General features: G+C 71.7%; 14 protein-coding genes. 9 read left to right on the top strand and 5 right to left on the bottom strand.

Annotated elements, in window-relative coordinates; translation table 11 throughout:
* Nucleotides 1–106 precede the first annotated feature (106 nt).
* Nucleotides 107–667, bottom strand: a complete 561-nt coding sequence (locus Cus16_RS05180; RefSeq protein WP_069711585.1) for a YceI family protein — start codon at nucleotides 665–667, stop codon at nucleotides 107–109.
* Nucleotides 668–784: 117 nt separating this feature from the next.
* Nucleotides 785–1,729, bottom strand: coding sequence for a hypothetical protein (locus Cus16_RS05175; protein ID WP_069711584.1), 945 nt, complete (start codon nucleotides 1,727–1,729; stop codon nucleotides 785–787).
* Nucleotides 1,730–2,093: 364 nt separating this feature from the next.
* Here Cus16_RS05175 and Cus16_RS05170 point away from each other — a divergent pair, with 364 nt between their 5' ends.
* From Cus16_RS05170 to Cus16_RS05130, 8 genes are all read left to right on the top strand, one after another.
* Nucleotides 2,094–3,098, top strand: a complete 1,005-nt coding sequence (locus tag Cus16_RS05170; RefSeq protein WP_069711583.1) for an aldo/keto reductase family protein — start codon at nucleotides 2,094–2,096, stop codon at nucleotides 3,096–3,098.
* A 256-nt stretch (nucleotides 3,099–3,354) separates the two neighbouring features.
* Complete coding sequence (locus tag Cus16_RS05165) at nucleotides 3,355–3,906, top strand: GtrA family protein (protein WP_223246530.1); 552 nt, start codon at nucleotides 3,355–3,357, stop codon at nucleotides 3,904–3,906.
* Nucleotides 3,903–5,399: a glycosyltransferase gene (locus Cus16_RS05160; protein ID WP_069711582.1), complete on the top strand. Its 1,497-nt coding sequence runs from the start codon at nucleotides 3,903–3,905 to the stop codon at nucleotides 5,397–5,399. The genes Cus16_RS05165 and Cus16_RS05160 overlap by 4 nt, the downstream gene beginning before the upstream one ends.
* A complete protein-coding gene (locus Cus16_RS05155; RefSeq protein WP_069711581.1) occupies nucleotides 5,396–7,384 on the top strand; it encodes an ArnT family glycosyltransferase in 1,989 nt (662 codons plus the stop codon). The genes Cus16_RS05160 and Cus16_RS05155 overlap by 4 nt, the downstream gene beginning before the upstream one ends.
* A gap of 302 nt (nucleotides 7,385–7,686) precedes the next feature.
* Nucleotides 7,687–8,547: a DUF4397 domain-containing protein gene (locus Cus16_RS05145; protein ID WP_069711579.1), complete on the top strand. Its 861-nt coding sequence runs from the start codon at nucleotides 7,687–7,689 to the stop codon at nucleotides 8,545–8,547.
* A 130-nt stretch (nucleotides 8,548–8,677) separates the two neighbouring features.
* Complete coding sequence (locus tag Cus16_RS05140; RefSeq protein WP_069711578.1) at nucleotides 8,678–9,829, top strand: glycosyl hydrolase family 8; 1,152 nt, start codon at nucleotides 8,678–8,680, stop codon at nucleotides 9,827–9,829.
* Complete coding sequence (locus Cus16_RS05135) at nucleotides 9,826–10,557, top strand: class F sortase (RefSeq protein ID WP_189319532.1); 732 nt, start codon at nucleotides 9,826–9,828, stop codon at nucleotides 10,555–10,557. The genes Cus16_RS05140 and Cus16_RS05135 overlap by 4 nt, the downstream gene beginning before the upstream one ends.
* 45 nt (nucleotides 10,558–10,602) lie before the next feature.
* Nucleotides 10,603–11,397 carry a polyprenol monophosphomannose synthase gene (locus tag Cus16_RS05130; RefSeq protein WP_069711576.1) on the top strand — a complete coding sequence of 265 codons (795 nt, stop codon included), beginning with the start codon at nucleotides 10,603–10,605 and terminating at the stop codon, nucleotides 11,395–11,397.
* An 82-nt stretch (nucleotides 11,398–11,479) separates the two neighbouring features.
* Here the strand turns inward: Cus16_RS05130 and treZ are convergent, their stop codons facing one another.
* Genes treZ through glgX form a run of 3 tightly spaced genes read right to left on the bottom strand, consistent with a single transcriptional unit; the run spans nucleotide 11,480 to nucleotide 18,023 of the window.
* Nucleotides 11,480–13,234, bottom strand: a complete 1,755-nt coding sequence (gene treZ / locus Cus16_RS05125; RefSeq protein ID WP_069711575.1) for a malto-oligosyltrehalose trehalohydrolase — start codon at nucleotides 13,232–13,234, stop codon at nucleotides 11,480–11,482.
* Entirely contained in the window at nucleotides 13,231–15,702 is a 2,472-nt protein-coding gene (gene treY / locus Cus16_RS05120) for a malto-oligosyltrehalose synthase (RefSeq protein ID WP_069711574.1), read from the bottom strand. The genes treZ and treY overlap by 4 nt, the downstream gene beginning before the upstream one ends.
* Complete coding sequence (gene glgX, locus Cus16_RS05115) at nucleotides 15,699–18,023, bottom strand: glycogen debranching protein GlgX (RefSeq protein ID WP_083263720.1); 2,325 nt, start codon at nucleotides 18,021–18,023, stop codon at nucleotides 15,699–15,701. The genes treY and glgX overlap by 4 nt, the downstream gene beginning before the upstream one ends.
* A 129-nt stretch (nucleotides 18,024–18,152) precedes the next feature.
* Here glgX and Cus16_RS05110 point away from each other — a divergent pair, with 129 nt between their 5' ends.
* Nucleotides 18,153–18,476: a hypothetical protein gene (locus Cus16_RS05110; protein WP_069711573.1), complete on the top strand. Its 324-nt coding sequence runs from the start codon at nucleotides 18,153–18,155 to the stop codon at nucleotides 18,474–18,476.
* Nucleotides 18,477–18,517: the final 41 nt, after the last annotated feature.

Below are 18,517 nucleotides of genomic sequence, written 5' to 3'. Positions count from 1 at the left end.
GGAGGAGCCGGGCCGTCCGCCGGGTACTGCAGAGCGTTCGTTCGGTGTCCCGCGGTCGATGCAGCGCTGGAGCGCCGCTCGACCGCGGTTCGAGCTACTCGGTGGTTCAGGCCGCCTGGAGGACGAACTGCACGTCGAGGTTGATGGTCACGTCGTTGCCGAGCGTGAAGCCACCGGCCTCGAGCGCCGCGTTCCAGTTCACGCCGAACTCGGTGCGGTCGATCTTCGTCGTCGCCTCGGCGCCGAGCTTGACCTGGCCGTAGCCGTCGGTGGTGACGCCGCCGAACTCGGTCTTCAGGGTGACGTTCTTGGTGACGCCACGGAGCGAGAGCTCGCCGTCGATGAGCATGTCGTCGCCGTCCTCGCGGATGCCGGTCGACTTGAAGGTCATCTGCGGGTGCTCCTCGGTGAGGAAGAAGTCACCGGTGGCGAGGTGCTGGTCGCGCTGCGCCTGGTTCGTGTTGATGCTCGCGACGTCGATCGAGGCCTCGAGGGAGGTGTCGAGGGGGTTCTCGGCCGTGACGAGGGTCGCGTCGAAGCGCTCGAAGGAGCCCTTGACCTTGCTGATGGCGAGGTGGCGGACCGAGAAGGTGACCTCGGAGTGGGTCGGGTCGATCTTCCAGGTGCCGGTCTGGTAGCCGGGGATGGCGGAGGCGTTGAGCGTCATGGTGACTCCTTACGAGGCGGTGGTCTGCGGTTCCCGAGCAGGCGGCAACTACATGCGCCTGCATCGATCAGATCGTAACCCATTCTGCACCTGTTTGGTTGAAGCGTCAACCAAAATTCACGAGATCGTCTGCAGGGGTCGTCTGTGACGGGTGTCGTGCCTCCCGTCCCTTCCCGATGCAAGGAGTCGACGGACGCGGTCGGCGAACCGGTCGGCGGCGTGACCGACGTCGTCTGACGTCGCGCGGACGAGCCACCAGTCGGCGTCCTTGAGGTCCTCGCCACGCGTCAGGTCCTTCCGGAACGTGCGTGGGTCCGTGCGGTGGAGATCGCTCTCGTACTCGATGGCGACGCGGGCAGAGGGGTAGGCGAGGTCCACGCACGCGACCCAGCGCCCGTCGACGACGACGTCGTGGTTCAGCGCCGGTTGCGGGAGTCCGCGACGGACGAGCGACAGGCGCAGCCGCGTCTCGCCGGGGCTCCTCGATCCGGGGCGGATCTCCGCGAGAGCAGCGCGAGCCCGCCGGATGCCCCGAGCGCCGCGGTGCCGACGGACCGCGGCAGTCAGCTCGTCCGGCGTGCACCAGTTGAGCCAGCCGACGAGTGCATCACCGGCCACGACGAGTTCGTCGACCGTGAGCACCCGCGCGAGCATGACGAAGGTGTTCGCGGGATCGACGATCCGCGTCGTGCCGGAGTGCACGACCGACGCTCGGCCGCGCTGGCTCCGGTGTCCGACCGTCCCGCGGACGCGGATGGCCTGGTCCGTGCCGATCGTGGTGACGTGGATGCGCCGGTCGCGTTCGAGGCGTCGTGGCAGCGGGATCCCGAGCAGATGAGCTGCCGTCGTGTGACTGAACGCCTGGTCTGGTCGGAGGCGGGGTGCGACGGCCAGTGCACGCTCCACGTGGCTGACCGGCGGGATCCAGCACCGGGTGCCGTGGAAGGGGCGGAACAAGTGCCGCGAACGGAGGCGAGCGGCGGAGACGCCGCGCTGGAGCGCCTCGCGGACGCGGAAGGGGCGTCCGCGGAGCGGGGCGGGGAAGCCTGCTGCGAAGTCCATGGAGACACGGTGCCGGAACCGGGATCGTCGGTGGTGGGTGTCGGCCGCTGCTGTGGAGGGCGGTCGGTCGGGGCGCTGTGTGCAGGGACCGGCCGGCCGGTCGGAGCGCCGTGGAACGGCTGGAGGCGGGGTGTGGGTGGGGATGGTGTGCGGGGGGGCTTGCCGGGCGGGCGGAACGTGCTCGGCTCGGCGGACGCGGGGCGCCGGTCCAGCCCGCTCGCGCGTCCGGGGAGCGGACTCCGGGCCCGCCCGCTCGCCGCCCGGACAGGGGTGCCTGCGCGCCCCACCTCACCCCGCACCCCACCCCCACCCAGGTACTCCCACGCCCCCTCACCCCGCCCCGCGCAGGACTAGCGTCGGACCCATGGAATTCAGGTACCTGGGCAACTCCGGACTCAAGATCTCCGAGATCACCTACGGCAACTGGCTGACGCACGGCTCGCAGGTCGAGAACGACGTCGCCACCCAGTGCGTGCGGGCAGCGCTCGACGCGGGCATCACCACGTTCGACACCGCCGACACGTACGCCAACACCGCCGCCGAGACCGTCCTCGGCGAGGCGCTCAAGGCCGAGCGCCGCCAGTCGCTCGAGATCTTCACGAAGGTCTACTGGCCGACCGGTCCGAAGGGCCACAACGACGTCGGCCTCAGCCGGAAGCACATCACGGAGTCGATCGACGGGTCGCTCGAGCGCCTGCAGACCGACTACGTCGACCTCTACCAGGCGCACCGCTACGACCACGAGACGCCCCTCGAGGAGACGATGCAGGCCTTCGCCGACGTCGTCCGGCAGGGCAAGGCGCTGTACATCGGCGTCAGCGAGTGGAACGCCGAGCAGATCCGCGCGGGTGCCGCCCTCGCGAAGGAGCTCGGCTTCCAGCTCATCTCGAACCAGCCGCAGTACTCGATGCTGTGGCGCGTCATCGAGGGTGAGGTCGTCCCCGCCTCGAAGCAGCTCGGCCTCAGCCAGATCGTCTGGTCGCCGATCGCGCAGGGAGTCCTCACCGGCAAGTACAAGCCGGGCCAGCCGGCACCCGAGGGCTCGCGCGCCACGGACGAGAAGGGCGGCGCGGACATGATCAAGCGGTTCATGCGCGACGAGGTCCTCGAGGCCGTCCAGCGCCTGCAGCCCGTCGCCGACCAGGCCGGCCTGACGCTCGCACAGCTCGCGATCGCGTGGACGCTGCAGAACCCGAACGTGGCCTCCGCGATCGTCGGGGCGTCGCGACCCGAGCAGGTCACGGACAACGTCAAGGCCGCGGGCGTCACGCTCGACGCCGACGCGCTCGCCGCGATCGACGACGCGCTGGGGGACATCCCCGAGCGCGACGCGAGCAAGACGGCGAGCCCGGAGCGGCGTCCCGCGTAACACGCGACCACCAGGCGGACGGGAGGCGCGGTGCCAGCTGGCACCGCGCCTCCCGTCCGTTCGTCACCAGCCCCACGGACCGTCCGGACGGACGGTCGACCTGCCGCTGATCAGCCGAAACGTTGACAGATGTTCACAGGTGAACGGCACGTGTCGCGGGCCTGGCAGCCTCCTGGCAGACCCTGTACCCCGACCAAACCGTCTCCCCACGTGCCCCCGAAGAGGGGGCATGACCCGAACCGACACCCCCGTTCTGGTGCCCCCCGGCACAGGCTCGGTGCCGACCCCCGTCGCGTCGTCCGCCCACCCAGCGGCGACCGGCACCCTCACGGCACCTGCCGTGCGGCCGGCCCTCGTCCCGCGGCTCCTCGCCACGGCGAAGCAACTCGCCTCCTTCGGCACCATCGGTGCCGTCTGCTTCCTCATCGACCTCGGCGTCTACAACCTGCTGCGCGCGACCGTCCTGCCCGACGGTCCGATCGCCGCGAAGATCGTCTCCGCCGTCGTCGCGACCGCGATCGCCTGGCTCGCCAACCGGTCCATCACGTTCCGCTCCCAGCGGCAGACCGGCCGGCGCGAGACCCTCCGCGAGGGGCTCCTCTTCGCGGCCACGAACGTCATCGGCCTCGGCATCGCCGCGGCCTGCCTGTTCGTCTCGCACTACGTCCTCGGCTTCACCTCCACCCTCGCCGACAACGTCGCCGGCAACGGGGTGGGTCTCGTCCTCGGCACCGTCTTCCGGTTCGCCGCGTACAAGGCCCTCGTCTTCCGTTCCACAGACGCTCACGCGAAGGAGCACGCCGCATGACCATCTCCGCCACGCTGCTGACGGCCGCCGGGCCGCTGCTGCAGCCGAACGAGGGGACGGGCCCGTCCGGGAACGTCCCGAACCGGGGCACCACGGACGTCCCGACGGGAGGCTCGGGGCAGGCCCCGCACGTCGCCTGGTCGCTGGGCGAGTGGATCGGCTACTCCGCGCTCATCGCCGTCTCCGTGCTGCTCACCGTGATCGCGCTGACGACGCTGTGGTGGATGCTGCACGCCTGGCGCTCGCGCGACGCCCTCAAGTCGACGAGCTTCAGCCAGACGCCGCGTCCGGCCGCACACCGCTTCACGCTCCTCGTGCCCGGTCGGCACGAGCAGGACGTGATGGGCGAGACGCTCGACATGCTCGCGCGCCAGGACCACCCGGACTACGAGATCATCGCGATCGTCGGCGAGGACGACCCGGAGACCGACGCCGTCGTGCGCGCCGCCGCGGCCCGGCACCCCGAGCTGATCAAGGTCGTGGTGGACGACACCGCGCCGAAGAACAAGCCGAAGGCGATGAACCTCGCGCTGCAGTACGCGACGGGCGACATCGTGGGCGTGTTCGACGCCGAGGACGAGGTCTACCCGAAGCTGCTGTCGCTCGTCGACTCCCGCTTCCAGGAGACCGACGCCGACGTCGTGCAGGGCGGCGTGCAGCTCATGAACTTCAAGTCGAGCTGGTGGTCGCTGCGCAACGTGCTCGAGTACTACTTCTGGTTCCGTTCGCGCCTGCACTTCCACGCCGGGTCGAAGTTCATCCCGCTCGGCGGCAACACCGTCTTCGTGACGAAGGAACGGCTCGAGTGGTCGGACGGCTGGGACGCACACTGCCTGGCCGAGGACTGCGAGCTCGGTGTCCGGCTCTCCGCCGACGGCGCGAAGGTCGTCGTGGCGTACAGCCCCGAGGCGGTCACCCGCGAGGAGACCCCGCCCACGTTCGCGTCCCTGCTCAAGCAGCGGACCCGCTGGAACCAGGGCTTCCTGCAGGTGCTCGGCAAGGGGGAGTGGAAGAAGCTGCCCTCGTTCCGCCAGCGCTTCTTCGCCCGCTACATGCTGACGATGCCCTTCATCCAGGCCGCGACCGGTCTGCTGATCCCGCTCAGCGTCCTGATGATCCTGTTCGTCAAGGTGCCGACCCCGGTCGCCCTCATCTCGTTCATCCCGGTGGCGCCGACGCTCATGCTCCTCGCCGTCGAGGTCGTCGGACTCAACGAGTTCGGCCGCATCTACAAGGAGAAGGTCCGCATCCGCGACTACGTGAAGCTCGTCCTCGGCCTGGTGCCGTACCAGGTGTTCCTCGCCGCAGCGGCCGTCCGTGCCGTCGTCCGCCACGTCAAGGGGCAGAACGGCTGGGAGAAGACCGAGCACACCGGCCAGCACCGCACGGCCTCCGCGACGCCCGAGGTCGTCGGCTTCGCGAACGCCGTCACCACCGACACCGACACGCAGCAGCGTGAGCTCGCCGGTTCGTCCGCAGGAGGTGCCCGATGACCGCCAGCATCACCCACACCACCGGGATCCCGGTGCGTGGCGCGGAGTCGTTCTCCGGCGTCCGCGGCTGGTTCCGCGTCCACGCGGCGAGCCTCGGCTGGCTGCTCCCCGTGCTCGCCGTGACGGTGGTGGTGCAGCTCTGGAACATGTCCGGCACGCCGCAGCGCATCGACGACGAGGGCACGTACACCGCCCAGGCGTGGGCGATCACGAACCTCGGCGAGATCACGCACTACACGTACTGGTACGACCACCCGCCGCTCGGCTGGATCCAGATCGCGGCCTACACCTCGGTGACGGGGGCGTTCGCGCGCTACCCGTTCGCCGTCGAGGCCGCACGCGAGGCGATGGTCTTCTTCGCCGCGGTGTCGAGCATCCTGCTGTTCGTGCTCGCCCGTCGACTGGGCGCTGGCCGTGCGACCGCCGCGGCCGCTGGTCTCGTGTTCGCCCTGTCGCCGCTGGCCCTGCAGTACCACCGCACGGTCTACATCGACAACGTCGCGACGCCGTGGCTCCTCGCCGCGTTCGTCCTCGTCCTCAGCCGGCGCCAGCAGCTGGCCGGGTTCGCCGGTGCGGCCGCGTGCCTCGGCATCGCGGTGCTCTCGAAGGAGACCTACCTGCTCGCGCTGCCGTTCCTGATCTGGATCGCGGTGCGTCGGGCCGACAAGAGCACCCGTCGCTACACGCTGAGCGTCGCCGGTGCCGTCCTCACGGTCATCGGCGGTGGCTACCTGCTGCTCGCCGCGGTCAAGGGCGAGCTCCTGCCGGGCGCCGGCCGGGTCAGCCTGCTCGAGGGCATCACGTACCAGCTCGGTTCCCGCACCGCGTCGGGGTCGATCTTCGACGGCGGGAGCCTCGCGAACCAGGCCGCCGCGCAGTGGTGGGCGCTCGACCCGGTGTTCATCGTCCTCGGGTCGGTCGCCGCGGTCGTCGGGCTCTTCCTGCGCCGGGTCCGCCCGATCGCCGCGATGCTCGTGTTCCTGCTCGCGATGATGTTCCGCCCGAACGGGTACCTCCCGGTGCCGTACGTGATCATGCTCGTGCCGTTCGCGGCACTGCTCGTCGCGTACACCGCCGAGCGTGCGGTCCTCGCCCTCGTCGGCCGGACGCGCTCGAACGCCCGGACCCGCGTCCGCGGTGCCGCTCGACGCGGCCTCGGGGCCACGTGGGCCGTCGTCACCGCAGCGGCCGTCGTCGTGGCGGTGCCGCTCTGGGGCACGCAGCTGCGCGGGTTCCTCCTCGGGAACCTCGACCTGCCGATGCAGCAGGCGGAGACGTGGGTCGGTGACAACGTCCCGAAGTCCTCGCGGCTCCTCGTGGACGACGCCATGTGGGTCGACCTGGTCCGGGACGGGTACAACCGCAACAACGTGATCTGGTACTACAAGCTCGACACCGACGCCGCCGTCCAGCGCCAGTCGCCGAACGGGTGGAAGGACTCGGACTACGTCATCACGACGGACTCGATGCGCACCGGCGGGAACTCCTCGCGGGACGTGTCGCTGGCCATCCAGAACTCGACGAGCGTCGCGACCTTCGGCACCGGCGACCAGCAGGTCGACGTCCGCCGCATCCACGCCGAGGGGGAGGCCGCCGCGAACGAGGCGATCACGACCGCGACGAACGGGCGGAAGACGATCGGCACCGAGCTCGCCGCCAACCCGGCCCTCGACGCGGACGCCGGCACGAAGTCGCAGTTCCGCGCCGGCCAGGTCGACTCGCGGGCGGTGCTCGCCCTCGGGCAGGTGCTCGCCGACCAGTCCGTCGAGGTGTCCCGCTTCACGCCGCTCACCGGCGAGACCGGTCAGCCGTTCCGTCGCCTGGTGCTCCAAGCCGGCGACCGGGCGGAAGCCGAGCGGGCGGCGGCCACGTTCCAGGCCATGAGCGGCGGACTCCGCCCGGCCGACGTCGAGCGGGACGGGGAGCGCGTCGTCGTGACGTACGCGCCGACCGACCCCACGACGACACCGACGAGCGCGTCCTGACCCGACCCGCCCGCCGCGAGTGGGCGGAACCGGAAGGCGCGGGGCGCGACCCCGCACCGGTTCCGCCCGCTCACCGGGCCGACCCGGGTCCGTCCCCGGCTCCACCGCCGCGAGCGGACGGAACGGAAGGCGCGGGGCGCGATCCCGCACCGGTTCCGCCCGCTCGACGGGTGGGCCCGACCGGCAGCAGCAGCACGACCAGGACCGACGCCGGCAGCACCGGCAGCACCAGCACGACGACCAGCAGCACCAGCACCACGACCAGCACCAGCCAGCAGCACCCGACCCGAAGGAGCACCACGATGAACGCACGCACCTCCGCACGCAGCACGACGGGCACCGCCGCCCGCCGCACCGTCCGCCGCCCGGTCGTCGTCGGCGGGATCGCAGCAGCGCTCGTCGCCGCGACCGTCGGCCTCGCCACCCCGCAGACCGCCACGGCAGCCACCGCGGGTGACGAGGGCTGGCTCCGCGTCGGCCACCTCTCGCCGGACACGAAGGGCGTCGACGTCGAGCTGACCAGCCTGTCCGGCGGCAAGAAGGTCTTCGAGCTCGACGACGTCACCTACGGCCAGGTCAGCCCGTACCAGGAGCTCCCGGTCGGCACCTACGTCCTCTCGATGCGCGCCGCCGACGCCCCCGACTCCACCCCGGTGATCTCGACCGACGTGACGGTCCAGCAGGGCGACGCGAACACGGTCGTCGCCTACGGCAAGAACGACGACCTCAAGACGACGGCGTTCACCGACGACCTGCAGCAGCCCGGCGACGGCAAGGCCAAGCTCCGCCTCGTGCAGGCGGCGACCACCGCGAAGGAGGTCGACGTGAGCACCTCCGAGGGCACCGCCATCGCCGAGGACGCCGCCTTCGGCACCGCGACGAAGTACGCCACCGTCGACGCCGGCAAGTGGCAGCTCGACGTCTCGGGCAGCGGCCAGCGCGGCACGGCGGACGTCGACCTCGCGGGCAACACCGTCTCGACGCTCTTCGTCCTCGACGACAGCAAGGGCGACCTGACGGTCGTGCCCGTCACCGACGCGGCCGCCACCGCGGCCACCCCGGCCGGCGGCGTCCAGACCGGCGGTGGCGGCGCAGCCGCCGACCGCCCCTTCACCGAGTTCACGCACGCCGTCGTCAAGGCGTTCCGCTCGCTGTTCCACTGACGGGCGGGCCGCTGCCGGTCCCGCGACCAGCAGCGGCCGTCCGGGAGGCGCGGATCACCGCCGCCGATCCGCGCACGTGCTCCGCGCCTCCCGTCCGACCTCCCCGACCACCCAGGAAGGTGCAGCCCGTATGACCCGCAGGACCTGGATCCCCGTCACCGCCGCGGCGGCGCTCGTCGTCGCGGTCGGTGTCGCACTCGTCGCCGTGCGTCCGTGGAACGACGCCGCCCCGCAGGCCCGCGGGACGTCGAGCGCCACCTCGTCGCCCGCGCCCGACGTCGACCGCAGTGCGGCGCAGCTCCGCACGGACTTCCTCGACGACTACGTGCAGGGCGGCCGCGTCGTCCGCACGGACCAGGGCGGCGACACCGTCAGCGAGGGGCAGGCGTACGGCTTGCTCATCGCCTACGCGAACGACGACCGCGAGACCTTCGACCGGATCTGGTCGTGGACGCAGCGGCACCTCCTCACGGACGACGGGCTGCTCGCGTGGCGCTGGACGCCGGACGACGGCGTCGCCGACGAGCAGTCCGCGAGCGACGCCGACCTCGACGCCGCGCGTGCCCTCGTGCTCGCGGGGGAGCACTGGAGGGACGAGCGCCTGACCACGGCCGGCACGACGATGGCTGCCGCGATCCTCGACCACGAGACCGCGCAGACCGACCTCGGCACGATCCTGCTGCCCGGCCCCTGGGCCGACACCGAGCCGTACCGGTACAACGCCTCGTACGCGTCGCCGGCGGCCTTCCGCATCCTCGAGCGCGCGACCGGGGACCGTCGCTGGACGGCGCTCGAGGAGGGCTCCACCGCCGCGACCGCAGCGGTGCTCGAGGGCAGCGACCTGCCGAGCGACTGGTCGCAGGTGCACGCCGACGGCACCGTGGACGCGATGCCCGCGACCGGCGACCAGGGGAGCGTCGTCTACGGCTGGGAGGCCATGCGGCTGCCGCTGCGGTACGCCGAGGCGTGCTCGGCGGACGACCGTGCCCTCGCCGGGTCGATCGCACCGACGCTCCGGCGGACCACGCAGCTCGCGGCACAGCTCGACCTCGGCGGCACCGCCGTCACCGGTGACACGAGCGGCCTGGCCTACGCGGCCCGGGCGGCGGCGGAGCACGCGGCCGGGTCGACGTCCGCTGCGACGGCGGACCTCCGACGGATGGACCGCACCGCGGCGACCACGCCGACGTACTACGGCGACGCCTGGGCGGCGCTCGGGGCGACGATGCTGACCTCGGACGTCCTCGGCGGATGCGCGACGGACGCGGGAGGCGCCTCGTGAGCGGGCGTCGTGCAGCGGCGCCGTCGCCGCGCGGCACGCGCCGACCCGGAACCCGCCGGCCCGGACGCCGCGGTGTCGTGCTGGCCGGGGTCGTCGCCGCGGTGCTCGTCGGCGGCGGGATCGCCGGCGTGGCCGTGGCGACCACCGGCTCCGGCCCCGCGGAGGCCCCGGTCGCCCGCAGCAGCGCCTCGGCGTCCACCGATCCGGGCGCAGCCGCGAACGGGTCCGGGACGGACGACACCTCCGGCTTTCAGGACCCGGCCGCCCCCGCAGCGCGGTCGACCGCGACACCGGTGCGCGTCGAGATCCCGGCGATCGGGGTGTCGTCCGGACTCGAGGACCTCGGTCGCGGTGCCGCCGGCGAGCTCGACCCCCCGAAGGACTGGGACAGCGCGGGCTGGTTCGCCGACGGGATCGTGCCCGGGCAGGTCGGTCCCGCCGTCATCGCCGGTCACGTCGACAGCCCGACGAGCGCCGCGGTGTTCTACCGCCTCGACGAGCTCGTCGCCGGCGACCAGATCCACGTCGGCATGTCCGACGGCACCACCCGCACCTTCACCGTCGAGCGTTCCGAGCGCGCCGCCAAGTCGGCGTTCCCCACGAGCGACGTCTACGGCAGCGCACCCACCCCGCAACTCCGCCTCATCACGTGCGACGGCACGTTCGACACCGCGACGGGGCACTACACCGACAACCTGATCGTGTTCGCAGACCTCTCGTCGGAGTGACGCAGGAGCGACCCGATACATTCGACCCGAAGCGCAAGGAGCACCATGAGCACGGCACTGGTCATCATCCCGACCTACGACGAGGCGGAGAACGTCCGTCCGATCGTCGCGCGCACCCTCGCCGCGACGGACGACAGCGTCCACGTCCTGGTCGTCGACGACAACTCGCCCGACGGCACCGGTGACATCGCCGACGCGATCGCCCGCGACAGCGGCCGCGTCCACGTCATGCACCGCACGGTGAAGGACGGTCTCGGCGGTGCGTACCTCTCCGGCTTCGCGTGGGGCCTGGAACACGGCTACGACCGGCTCGTCGAGATGGACGCGGACGGTTCGCACCACCCGGAGTACCTGCCGCGGATGCTCGATCTCGCCGAGTCGAACGACCTCGTGCTCGGGTCACGCTGGATCAAGGGTGGCCAGGTCGAGAACTGGCCGTGGTACCGCGAGATGCTCTCCCGCGGCGGCAACCTCTACACGCGGATGGCGCTCGGCATCGCGGTCCGCGACGCGACCGGCGGCTTCCGGGTGTTCACCTCCTCGGCCTTCGAACGGATCGACCTCGCCGGTGTCGCCTCGAAGGGCTACTGCTTCCAGGTCGACCTGTGCTGGCGTGCCCTCGAGGCCGGACTGCGCGTCGTGGAGACCCCGATCACCTTCACCGAGCGTGAGTTCGGTGTCTCGAAGATGAGCGGCAACATCGTCCGCGAGAGCCTGACCCTCGTCACGAAGTGGGGCATCGACCGCCGCATCCGCGAGCTCCGCTCCCTGGTCAAGGACCACCGCCGGCTGCCGTCGGTGCGGAAGAACGCGCACGCGGTCGTCGACACCGCCGCCTGAGCGCGAACCCTTCACGACGACGAGACCCCCGTGGGAAGCCCGCGGGGGTCTCGTCGTCCGTCCCGAAGCGGTCCGGTCGGTGTCAGCGCACGACGACCACGCCGCGGGACGCGAACCGCACCACGCCGGCCTCGACCGACGCCTCGCCGAAGCGGTAGAGCTCCTCGCCCGTCGAGTCCGGCACCGGTACTTCGGCGGCGTCGTCGGCGAGGTTCACCACGACGTGCACGGGCGCCCCGTCCGGTCCGAGCAGACCGCGGGTGAGCACGAGCCAGCGATCGTCCTCGTCGAAGTGCACGGCGTTCGCCTCGTAGCGGTGGTCGACGAACGCCTGCTCGGTCCGACGGAGGGCGACGAGGACCCGGTAGGCCCGGAGGATCGTCGCACCCCGCTCCGAGGTCACGTCCGCCCAGTCGAGCTTCGAGTTCGTGAACGTGGTCGGGTCCTGCGGGTCCGGCACGGCGGACTCGTCCCATCCGTGCTCGGCGAACTCGGCGATGCGACCCTTCGCGGTGGCCTCGCCGAGCGCCTTCTCCGGGTGCGAGGTGAAGAACTGCCACGGGGTCGACGCCGCGAACTCCTCGCCCATGAACAGCATCGGCGTGAAGGGGCCGAGCAGCGTCAGGGCGGCCGCGATGACGAGCGACTCGTCGTCGAGCGTTGCGGCGAGCCGGTCGCCGGCGGCACGGTTGCCGATCTGGTCGTGGTTCTGGTTCGCCACCACGAGCGCCGTCACCGGTGAGGTGCCGCGGTCGATCGGCCGGCCGTGCCGCTTCCCGCGGAACGACGACCAGGTGCCGTCGTGGAAGAACCCGTGCTCGAGGACCTTCGCGAGGGCCGACAGCGGGGCGAAGTCGGCGTAGTAGCCGTTCGTCTCGCCGGTCAGCGCCACGTGCACGGCGTGGTGGAAGTCGTCGGACCACTGGCCGGTCAGGCCGTAGCCCGCGGCCTCCTGCGGACGGAACATCACCGGGTCGTTGAGGTCCGACTCCGCGATCAGGGACAGCGGACGGCCGACGAACTCCGAGTACGCCTCGGTCTCCGACGCCATGTCCTGCAGCACGTGCGGCCGGGTGGTGTCGCGGATGGCGTGCACGGCGTCGAGCCGCAGACCGTCGACGTGGTGGTCGCGGAACCACATCCGGACGTTGTCGAGGACGTACCGGCGGACCTCGGGCAGCTCGACGTTGACCGAGTCCCCCCAGGTGTTGCCGAGCCCCTGCAGCAGGTACGGCCCGTAGAGGGGCAGGTAGTTGCCAGCGGGCCCGAGGTGGTTGTACACGACGTCCTGGATGACGCCGAGGCCGAGCGCGTGCGCGGTGTCGACGAACCGGTCGTAGGCGTCCGGGCCGCCGTACGGGTGGTGCACGGCGAACCAGCCCACCCCGTCGTAGCCCCAGTTCCACTCGCCGTTGACGGCGTTGACCGGGAGCAGCTCGACGAACTCCACCCCGAGCTCGACCAGGTGGTCGAGCTTCGCGGCGGCCGCGTCGAGCGTGCCCTCGGGCGTGTAGGTGCCGATGTGCATCTCGTAGATCACGCCACCACGGACGGGCCGACCGGTCCAGGCGTCGTCGGTCCAGGCGAAGCGCTCGGGGTCGACCACCTCGGACGGACCGTGCACGCCGTCGGGCTGGTACCGGCTGCGGGGGTCCGGTCGGACGTCCTCGTCGTCGTCGATGCGGAAGCCGTACCGGGCGCCGACCACCGGGGCGACCTCGTCGGTCGACCACCAGTCGTCGTCGCCGCGGGTCATTGCGTACTCGGTGCCGTCGACGACCAGGCGCACGCGCTCCGGGTTCGGCGCCCAGACGGCGTAGCGGGCGGGAACGCTCATGCGTGACCCTCCAGGATCTCGATCTCGGCCTGCTGGTCGGAGACGGTGGCACCGTCGGGACCGGCGCCGGAGGCGGTGGTGGTGCCTGCGCCGGTGGACGCGGGGGCTGATGCGGCGACGGCGTCGCCCGGGGTCGTGCTGTCCGCGACCTCGGCCGGCACGAGCAGCGCCACCGGGAGGTCGGCGAGCAGGTCGGCGAGGGCGATGCCGCGCGACGCGGGGAAGCGGCGGCCGGTGAGCAGGTCGACGCGGTCGAGCGGGACGGGGTGGACGAGGGTGTCGGCCCACCCGCCCACGCGCTCCAGGCCGACGGGCAGCCGGGTCGCGACCGTGACGGCACCGCCGCGGTCGAACGCGAGGACGTGGTCGGCTGCGACGCCCGTGGCCTCGAGCCCGAGGTAGCGGGTGAAGAGCTCCGGGTGGTCGCGACGCAGCCGCAGGGCACGGCTGACGACGAGGAGCTTCGCGGCGCCGTCCGGCCCGACCGCAGGCAGCCGCTCGGGGCCGTCGTCGTCGGGTCCGTCGAGCGTGGCGAGCACGTGCCGGAGCTCGGCGTGGTCGACCGGACGACGGTTGTCGGGGTCGACGAGCGAGCGGTCCCACGCCTCGGTGCCCTGGTAGACGTCGGGGACGCCGGGCATGGTGAGCTGCACGAGCTTCTGCGTCAGGCCGTTGGACCAGCCCGCCGCGTCGACCGTGCGGTCGAGCTCGTCGAGGACGGCGACGACCTCGGGGTCGTCGAACGCGGCGTCGACGAGCGCGTGCATCTGCTCCTCGAAGGCCTCGTCCGGCTCCGTCCAGGTCGTGCTGTCGCCCGCCTCGCGCGACGCCTTCTCGGCGTAGGCGTGCAGCCGCTCACGGCTGGCGGGACGGGCGCCGACGATCGCCTGCCAGAGCAGGTCGGCGAACACGGCGTCGTCGAGGGGGGCGAGGGACTGCAGGCGCGCGAGGGCCGCGGTCCACTCGGACCCGAGCTCCGCGAGCACGCTGATGCGGGCGCGGGTGTCCTCGCTGCGCTTGGTGTCGTGCGTGGTCAGCGTGGTCATGGTGTGCGGCCAGCTGCCCTGACGGTCGCGCTGCGCCTGGTGGAAGTCCTCGACCGACACCGCGAACAGGCTCGGGTCGGCGCCCACCTCGCTCAGGGTGGTCAGGCGCGAGGTCCGGTAGTAGGCGGTGTCCTCGACGCCCTTGGCCATCACCATGCCGGAGGTCTGCTGCAGTCGGACCGCCGCGGCGTGGCCGGGGTCGACCAGGGCGGGCGCGATCCGGTCGATCACGTCGTCGAGGTCCGGACGCGACTCGGCGGCTCGCTCGAGCGCGTCGATGAGGTGGTGGACGCCCTCGGGCAGGTACGTGCGGTAGACCTCGAAGGACGCCACGACCTCGGCGACCGCGTCGACGACCCGGTCCTGCGGCAGGTCGGGGACCTCGGGGGCGAGCAGGCGCGCCAGGCGGGCGACCTCGCTGCCGAGGATGCCGTCGGCGATGCCGCGGCGGGTGTCGTGCGTCAGCTGCTGCCAGTCGGCGGGCTCCGCACCGGACGCCGCGGTCAGGGCGTCCTCGCCCGCCGGGTCGACGAGCACCCGGTCGACCAGGGCCAGCGCGTCGTAGCCGGTGGTGCCGTCGACGGGCCACGACGACGGCAGCTGCTCGCCGGGCTCGAGGATCTTCTCGACCAGGGTGTAGGCACCGCCGGTCAGCTCGTGCAGGTCCTGCAGGTACCCGGCGGGGTCGTACAGGCCGTCCGGGTGGTCGATGCGGAGGCCGTCGACGAGTCCGTCGCGGAACCAGGCGCCGATCGCGGCGTGCGACGCGGCGAAGACCTCGGGCTCCTCGACGCGGATCGCCGCGAGCGTGTTCACCGCGAAGAACCGGCGGTAGTTCAGCTCGTGGTCGGCGCGCTTCCAGTGCACGAACTCGTAGTGCTGCCGGGCGTGCACCGTCTCGACGTCGTCGCCGTCCTGCACGGTGCCGGGTGCGGTCGGGTAGGCGGTCTCGCCCACGAACAGCCTGCCGTCGCGCAGTTCCACCGCGTCGAGCAACCGGTCGTCGAGGACCGGGACGCGGATGCGTCCGTCGCCGGCCTCCCAGTCGACGTCGAATGCCCTCGCCACGGCGGAGCCCTGCCCGGACTCGAGCAGCGACCACCACCAGGGGTTCGCCTCGGGCGTCGCGACGCCGACGTGGTTCGGGACGACGTCGACGAGCACCCCGAGCCCGGCGGCGTGCGCGGCCTCGGCCAGGGCGCGGAACGCGTCGTCCCCGCCCCGCTCGGTGTCGACGTGGGTGTGGTCGACGACGTCGTAGCCGTGCTGCGAGCCGGGCTCGGCCTGCAGCACGGGCGACAGGTAGACCCAGTCCGCGCCGAGGTCGCGGATGTGGTCGACCACGCCCTGCGCCGTCGTGAGGTCGAAGTCCGCGGTGACCTGCAGACGGTAGGTGGACGTGGGGACGCGGCGTGCGGTCACCTGGTGGCTCCTGTGGTGTCGGGTTCGTCGTGCTGGTCGGGCTGGTCGGTCTGGTCGTGCTGGTCGGGCTCGTCCGGGGACGCGGCGGTGCCGGCGCCGGCTGCGCCCGCGCCGGTCTGGTCGGTGGCCGACGCGGCGGGTGCCCCGGCCGGGTTCGTGGGCGTGGACTGCGGCGCTCCGGCCGATTCGTCGAGCGGCACGCTCCGGACCTCGTGGTCGGGCTCCGCACGGAGCACGATCATCGAGCGCGCGGGGACGTCGAGCGGGGTCCCCGCGTCGAGGACCGTCTCGCGGGCACCCGGGTCGGCCGTGTCGATGCGCACGGTCCAGCCGGGGGAGTACTCCTCCGGCGGCAGGGTGAAGGTCACGACGTCGTCGTGCGCGTTGTAGTACGTCAGGAAGGCCACGTCGGTCACCCGCTCACCCCAGCGGTCCCGCCCGCGGATGCCGTCGCCGTTCAGGTACATGCCGACGCTCTTGCCGAAGCCGGAGTCCCAGTCCTCGGGGTCCATCGCGTCGCCCGAGGGGGTCAGCCACACCACGTCGGGCAGCGGCTCGCCCTCGCCGCGGCGGACCGGACGGCCGTTGAAGTAGCGGGTGCGCCGGAAGGTCGGGTGGTCGTGGCGCAGCTTCACGACGTCGGCCGTGAACTGCACGAGGTCGTCGTCGGCGTGCTCCCAGTCGATCCAGCTGATGGCGGAGTCCTGGGCGTAGACGTTGTTGTTGCCGTGCTGGGTCCGCCCGAGCTCGTCGCCGTGGGCGATCATCGGCACGCCCTGGCTGAGCAGCAGTGTCGCGAGGAAGTTCCGCCGACGCTGCAGGCGGAGCGCCGCCACCTCGGGGTCGTCCGTCGGCCCCTCGACACCGGAGTTCCACGAGCGGTTGTGGCTCTCGCCGTCGTTGCCGTCCTCGCCGTTGGCCTCGTTGTGCTTCTCGTTGTAGGCGACGAGGTCGTACAGCGTGAAGCCGTCGTGTGCGGTGATGAAGTTGATGCTCGCCTTGGGCGTGCGGCCGTCGTGCTCGTAGAGGTCCGCCGAGCCGGAGATGCGCGACGCGAACTCGCCGAGCGTCGACGGCTCGCCGCGCCAGAAGTCGCGGACGGTGTCGCGGTACTTGCCGTTCCACTCGGACCACTGGGGCGGGAAGTTGCCGACCTGGTAGCCGCCGGGGCCGACGTCCCACGGCTCCGCGATGAGCTTGACCTGCGACACGATCGGGTCCTGCTGCACCAGTTCGAAGAACGCGGCGAGCCGGTCGACCTCGTAGAACTCACGGGCCAGGGCAGCCGCGAGGTCGAAGCGGAAGCCGTCGACGTGCATCTCGGTCACCCAGTACCGGAGCGAGTCCATGATGAGCTGCAGCGAGTGCGGGTGCCCGACGTTGAGCGAGTTGCCCGTGCCGGTGGTGTCGTTGTAGTACCGCTTGTCGTCCTCGACCAGGCGGTAGTACGCGGCGTTGTCGATGCCCCGGAACGACAGGGTCGGCCCGAGGTGGTTCCCCTCCGCGGTGTGGTTGTAGACCACGTCGAGGACGACCTCGATGCCCGCGCGGTGCAGCTCGCGGACCATCGCCTTGAACTCCTGCACCTGCTGTCCCCGGTCGCCGGAGGACGAGTAGTGCGAGTGCGGGGCGAAGAACCCGATGGTGTTGTAGCCCCAGTAGTTCGACAGCCCCTTCTCCTGCAGCGTGGAGTCGTTGACGAACTGGTGCACGGGCATGAGCTCGAGCGTCGTGACGCCCAGGCGCTTGAGGTGCTCGATGACCGACGGGTGCGCGACGCCGGCGTACGTGCCGCGCTGCTCCTCGGGGACGTCGGGGTGGGTCTCGGTGAGGCCCTTCACGTGGGCCTCGTAGATCACCGTCTCGCCGTAGGGGATGCCGGGTGACCGGTCGCCCTGCCAGTCGAAGAACGGGTTAATCACCACGCCCTTCATCATGTGCGGGGCCGAGTCCTGGTCGTCCGTCGAGTCCGGGTCGCCGAACGTGTACGAGAACAGTGCCTGGTCCCAGTCGATCTCACCGCTCGTCGCCTTGGCGTACGGGTCGAGGAGCAGCTTGTGCGGGTTGCCGCGCAGGCCGTTCTCCGGGTCGTACGGGGCGTGCACGCGGAAGCCGTACTCCTGCCCGGGCGCCACGTTCGGCAGGTAGGCGTGCCAGACGTGCGCGTCCACCTCGACCAGGTCGACGCACTCCTCGTTCCCCGCGTCGTCGAAGAGGCAGAGTTCCACGCGGTCCGCGACCTCGCTGAACAGGGCGAAGTTCGTGCCGCTGCCGTCGTAGGTCGCCCCGAGGGGGTACGGATTGCCGGGCCAGGTGTGCAAACGTTCCTCCAGGTGTGGGTCCCGCAAACGTATCGGCGACGCGCCTCCGCGTCCGCAGACAAGGCCCAGCAGTGGACACCGCACGGCGCGCCCCCGCCTGTGGAGGGACCGCCGAGTAGCCTCGCGCGCATGGCAGACATCGTGCAGCAGATCGCAGACAAGGTGCGCCCCGTGGGCGTCTCCACGAACTACGGGGAGCCGGTCGAGGTCGGCGACCAGACCCTCATCCCGGTCTCCCTCGGCTGGTACGGCTTCGGCGCCGGGGGCGACGGCGAGAACGGCGGCGGTGGCGGCGGCGGTGGCGCGTCCATCCCCGTCGGCGCCTACGTGCGCCGCCCGGGCCAGGACCTGCAGTTCGAGCCGAACCTCATCTCGCTCCTCGCCGTCAGCATCCCCACCATCTGGGTGACCGGCAAGGCCCTCGCGAAGGTGATCCGCGCGCTGAAGAAGTGACCGACGGTCGGACGGGAGGCGCGGTGCCGGCTGGTACCGCG

The sequence above is a fragment of the Curtobacterium sp. ER1/6 genome (assembly GCF_001742745.1).
Taxonomy (GTDB): domain Bacteria; phylum Actinomycetota; class Actinomycetes; order Actinomycetales; family Microbacteriaceae; genus Curtobacterium; species Curtobacterium citri.
The sequence above is the reverse complement of the archived record's forward strand: the minus strand, read 5'-3'. Positions and strand labels throughout refer to the sequence as shown.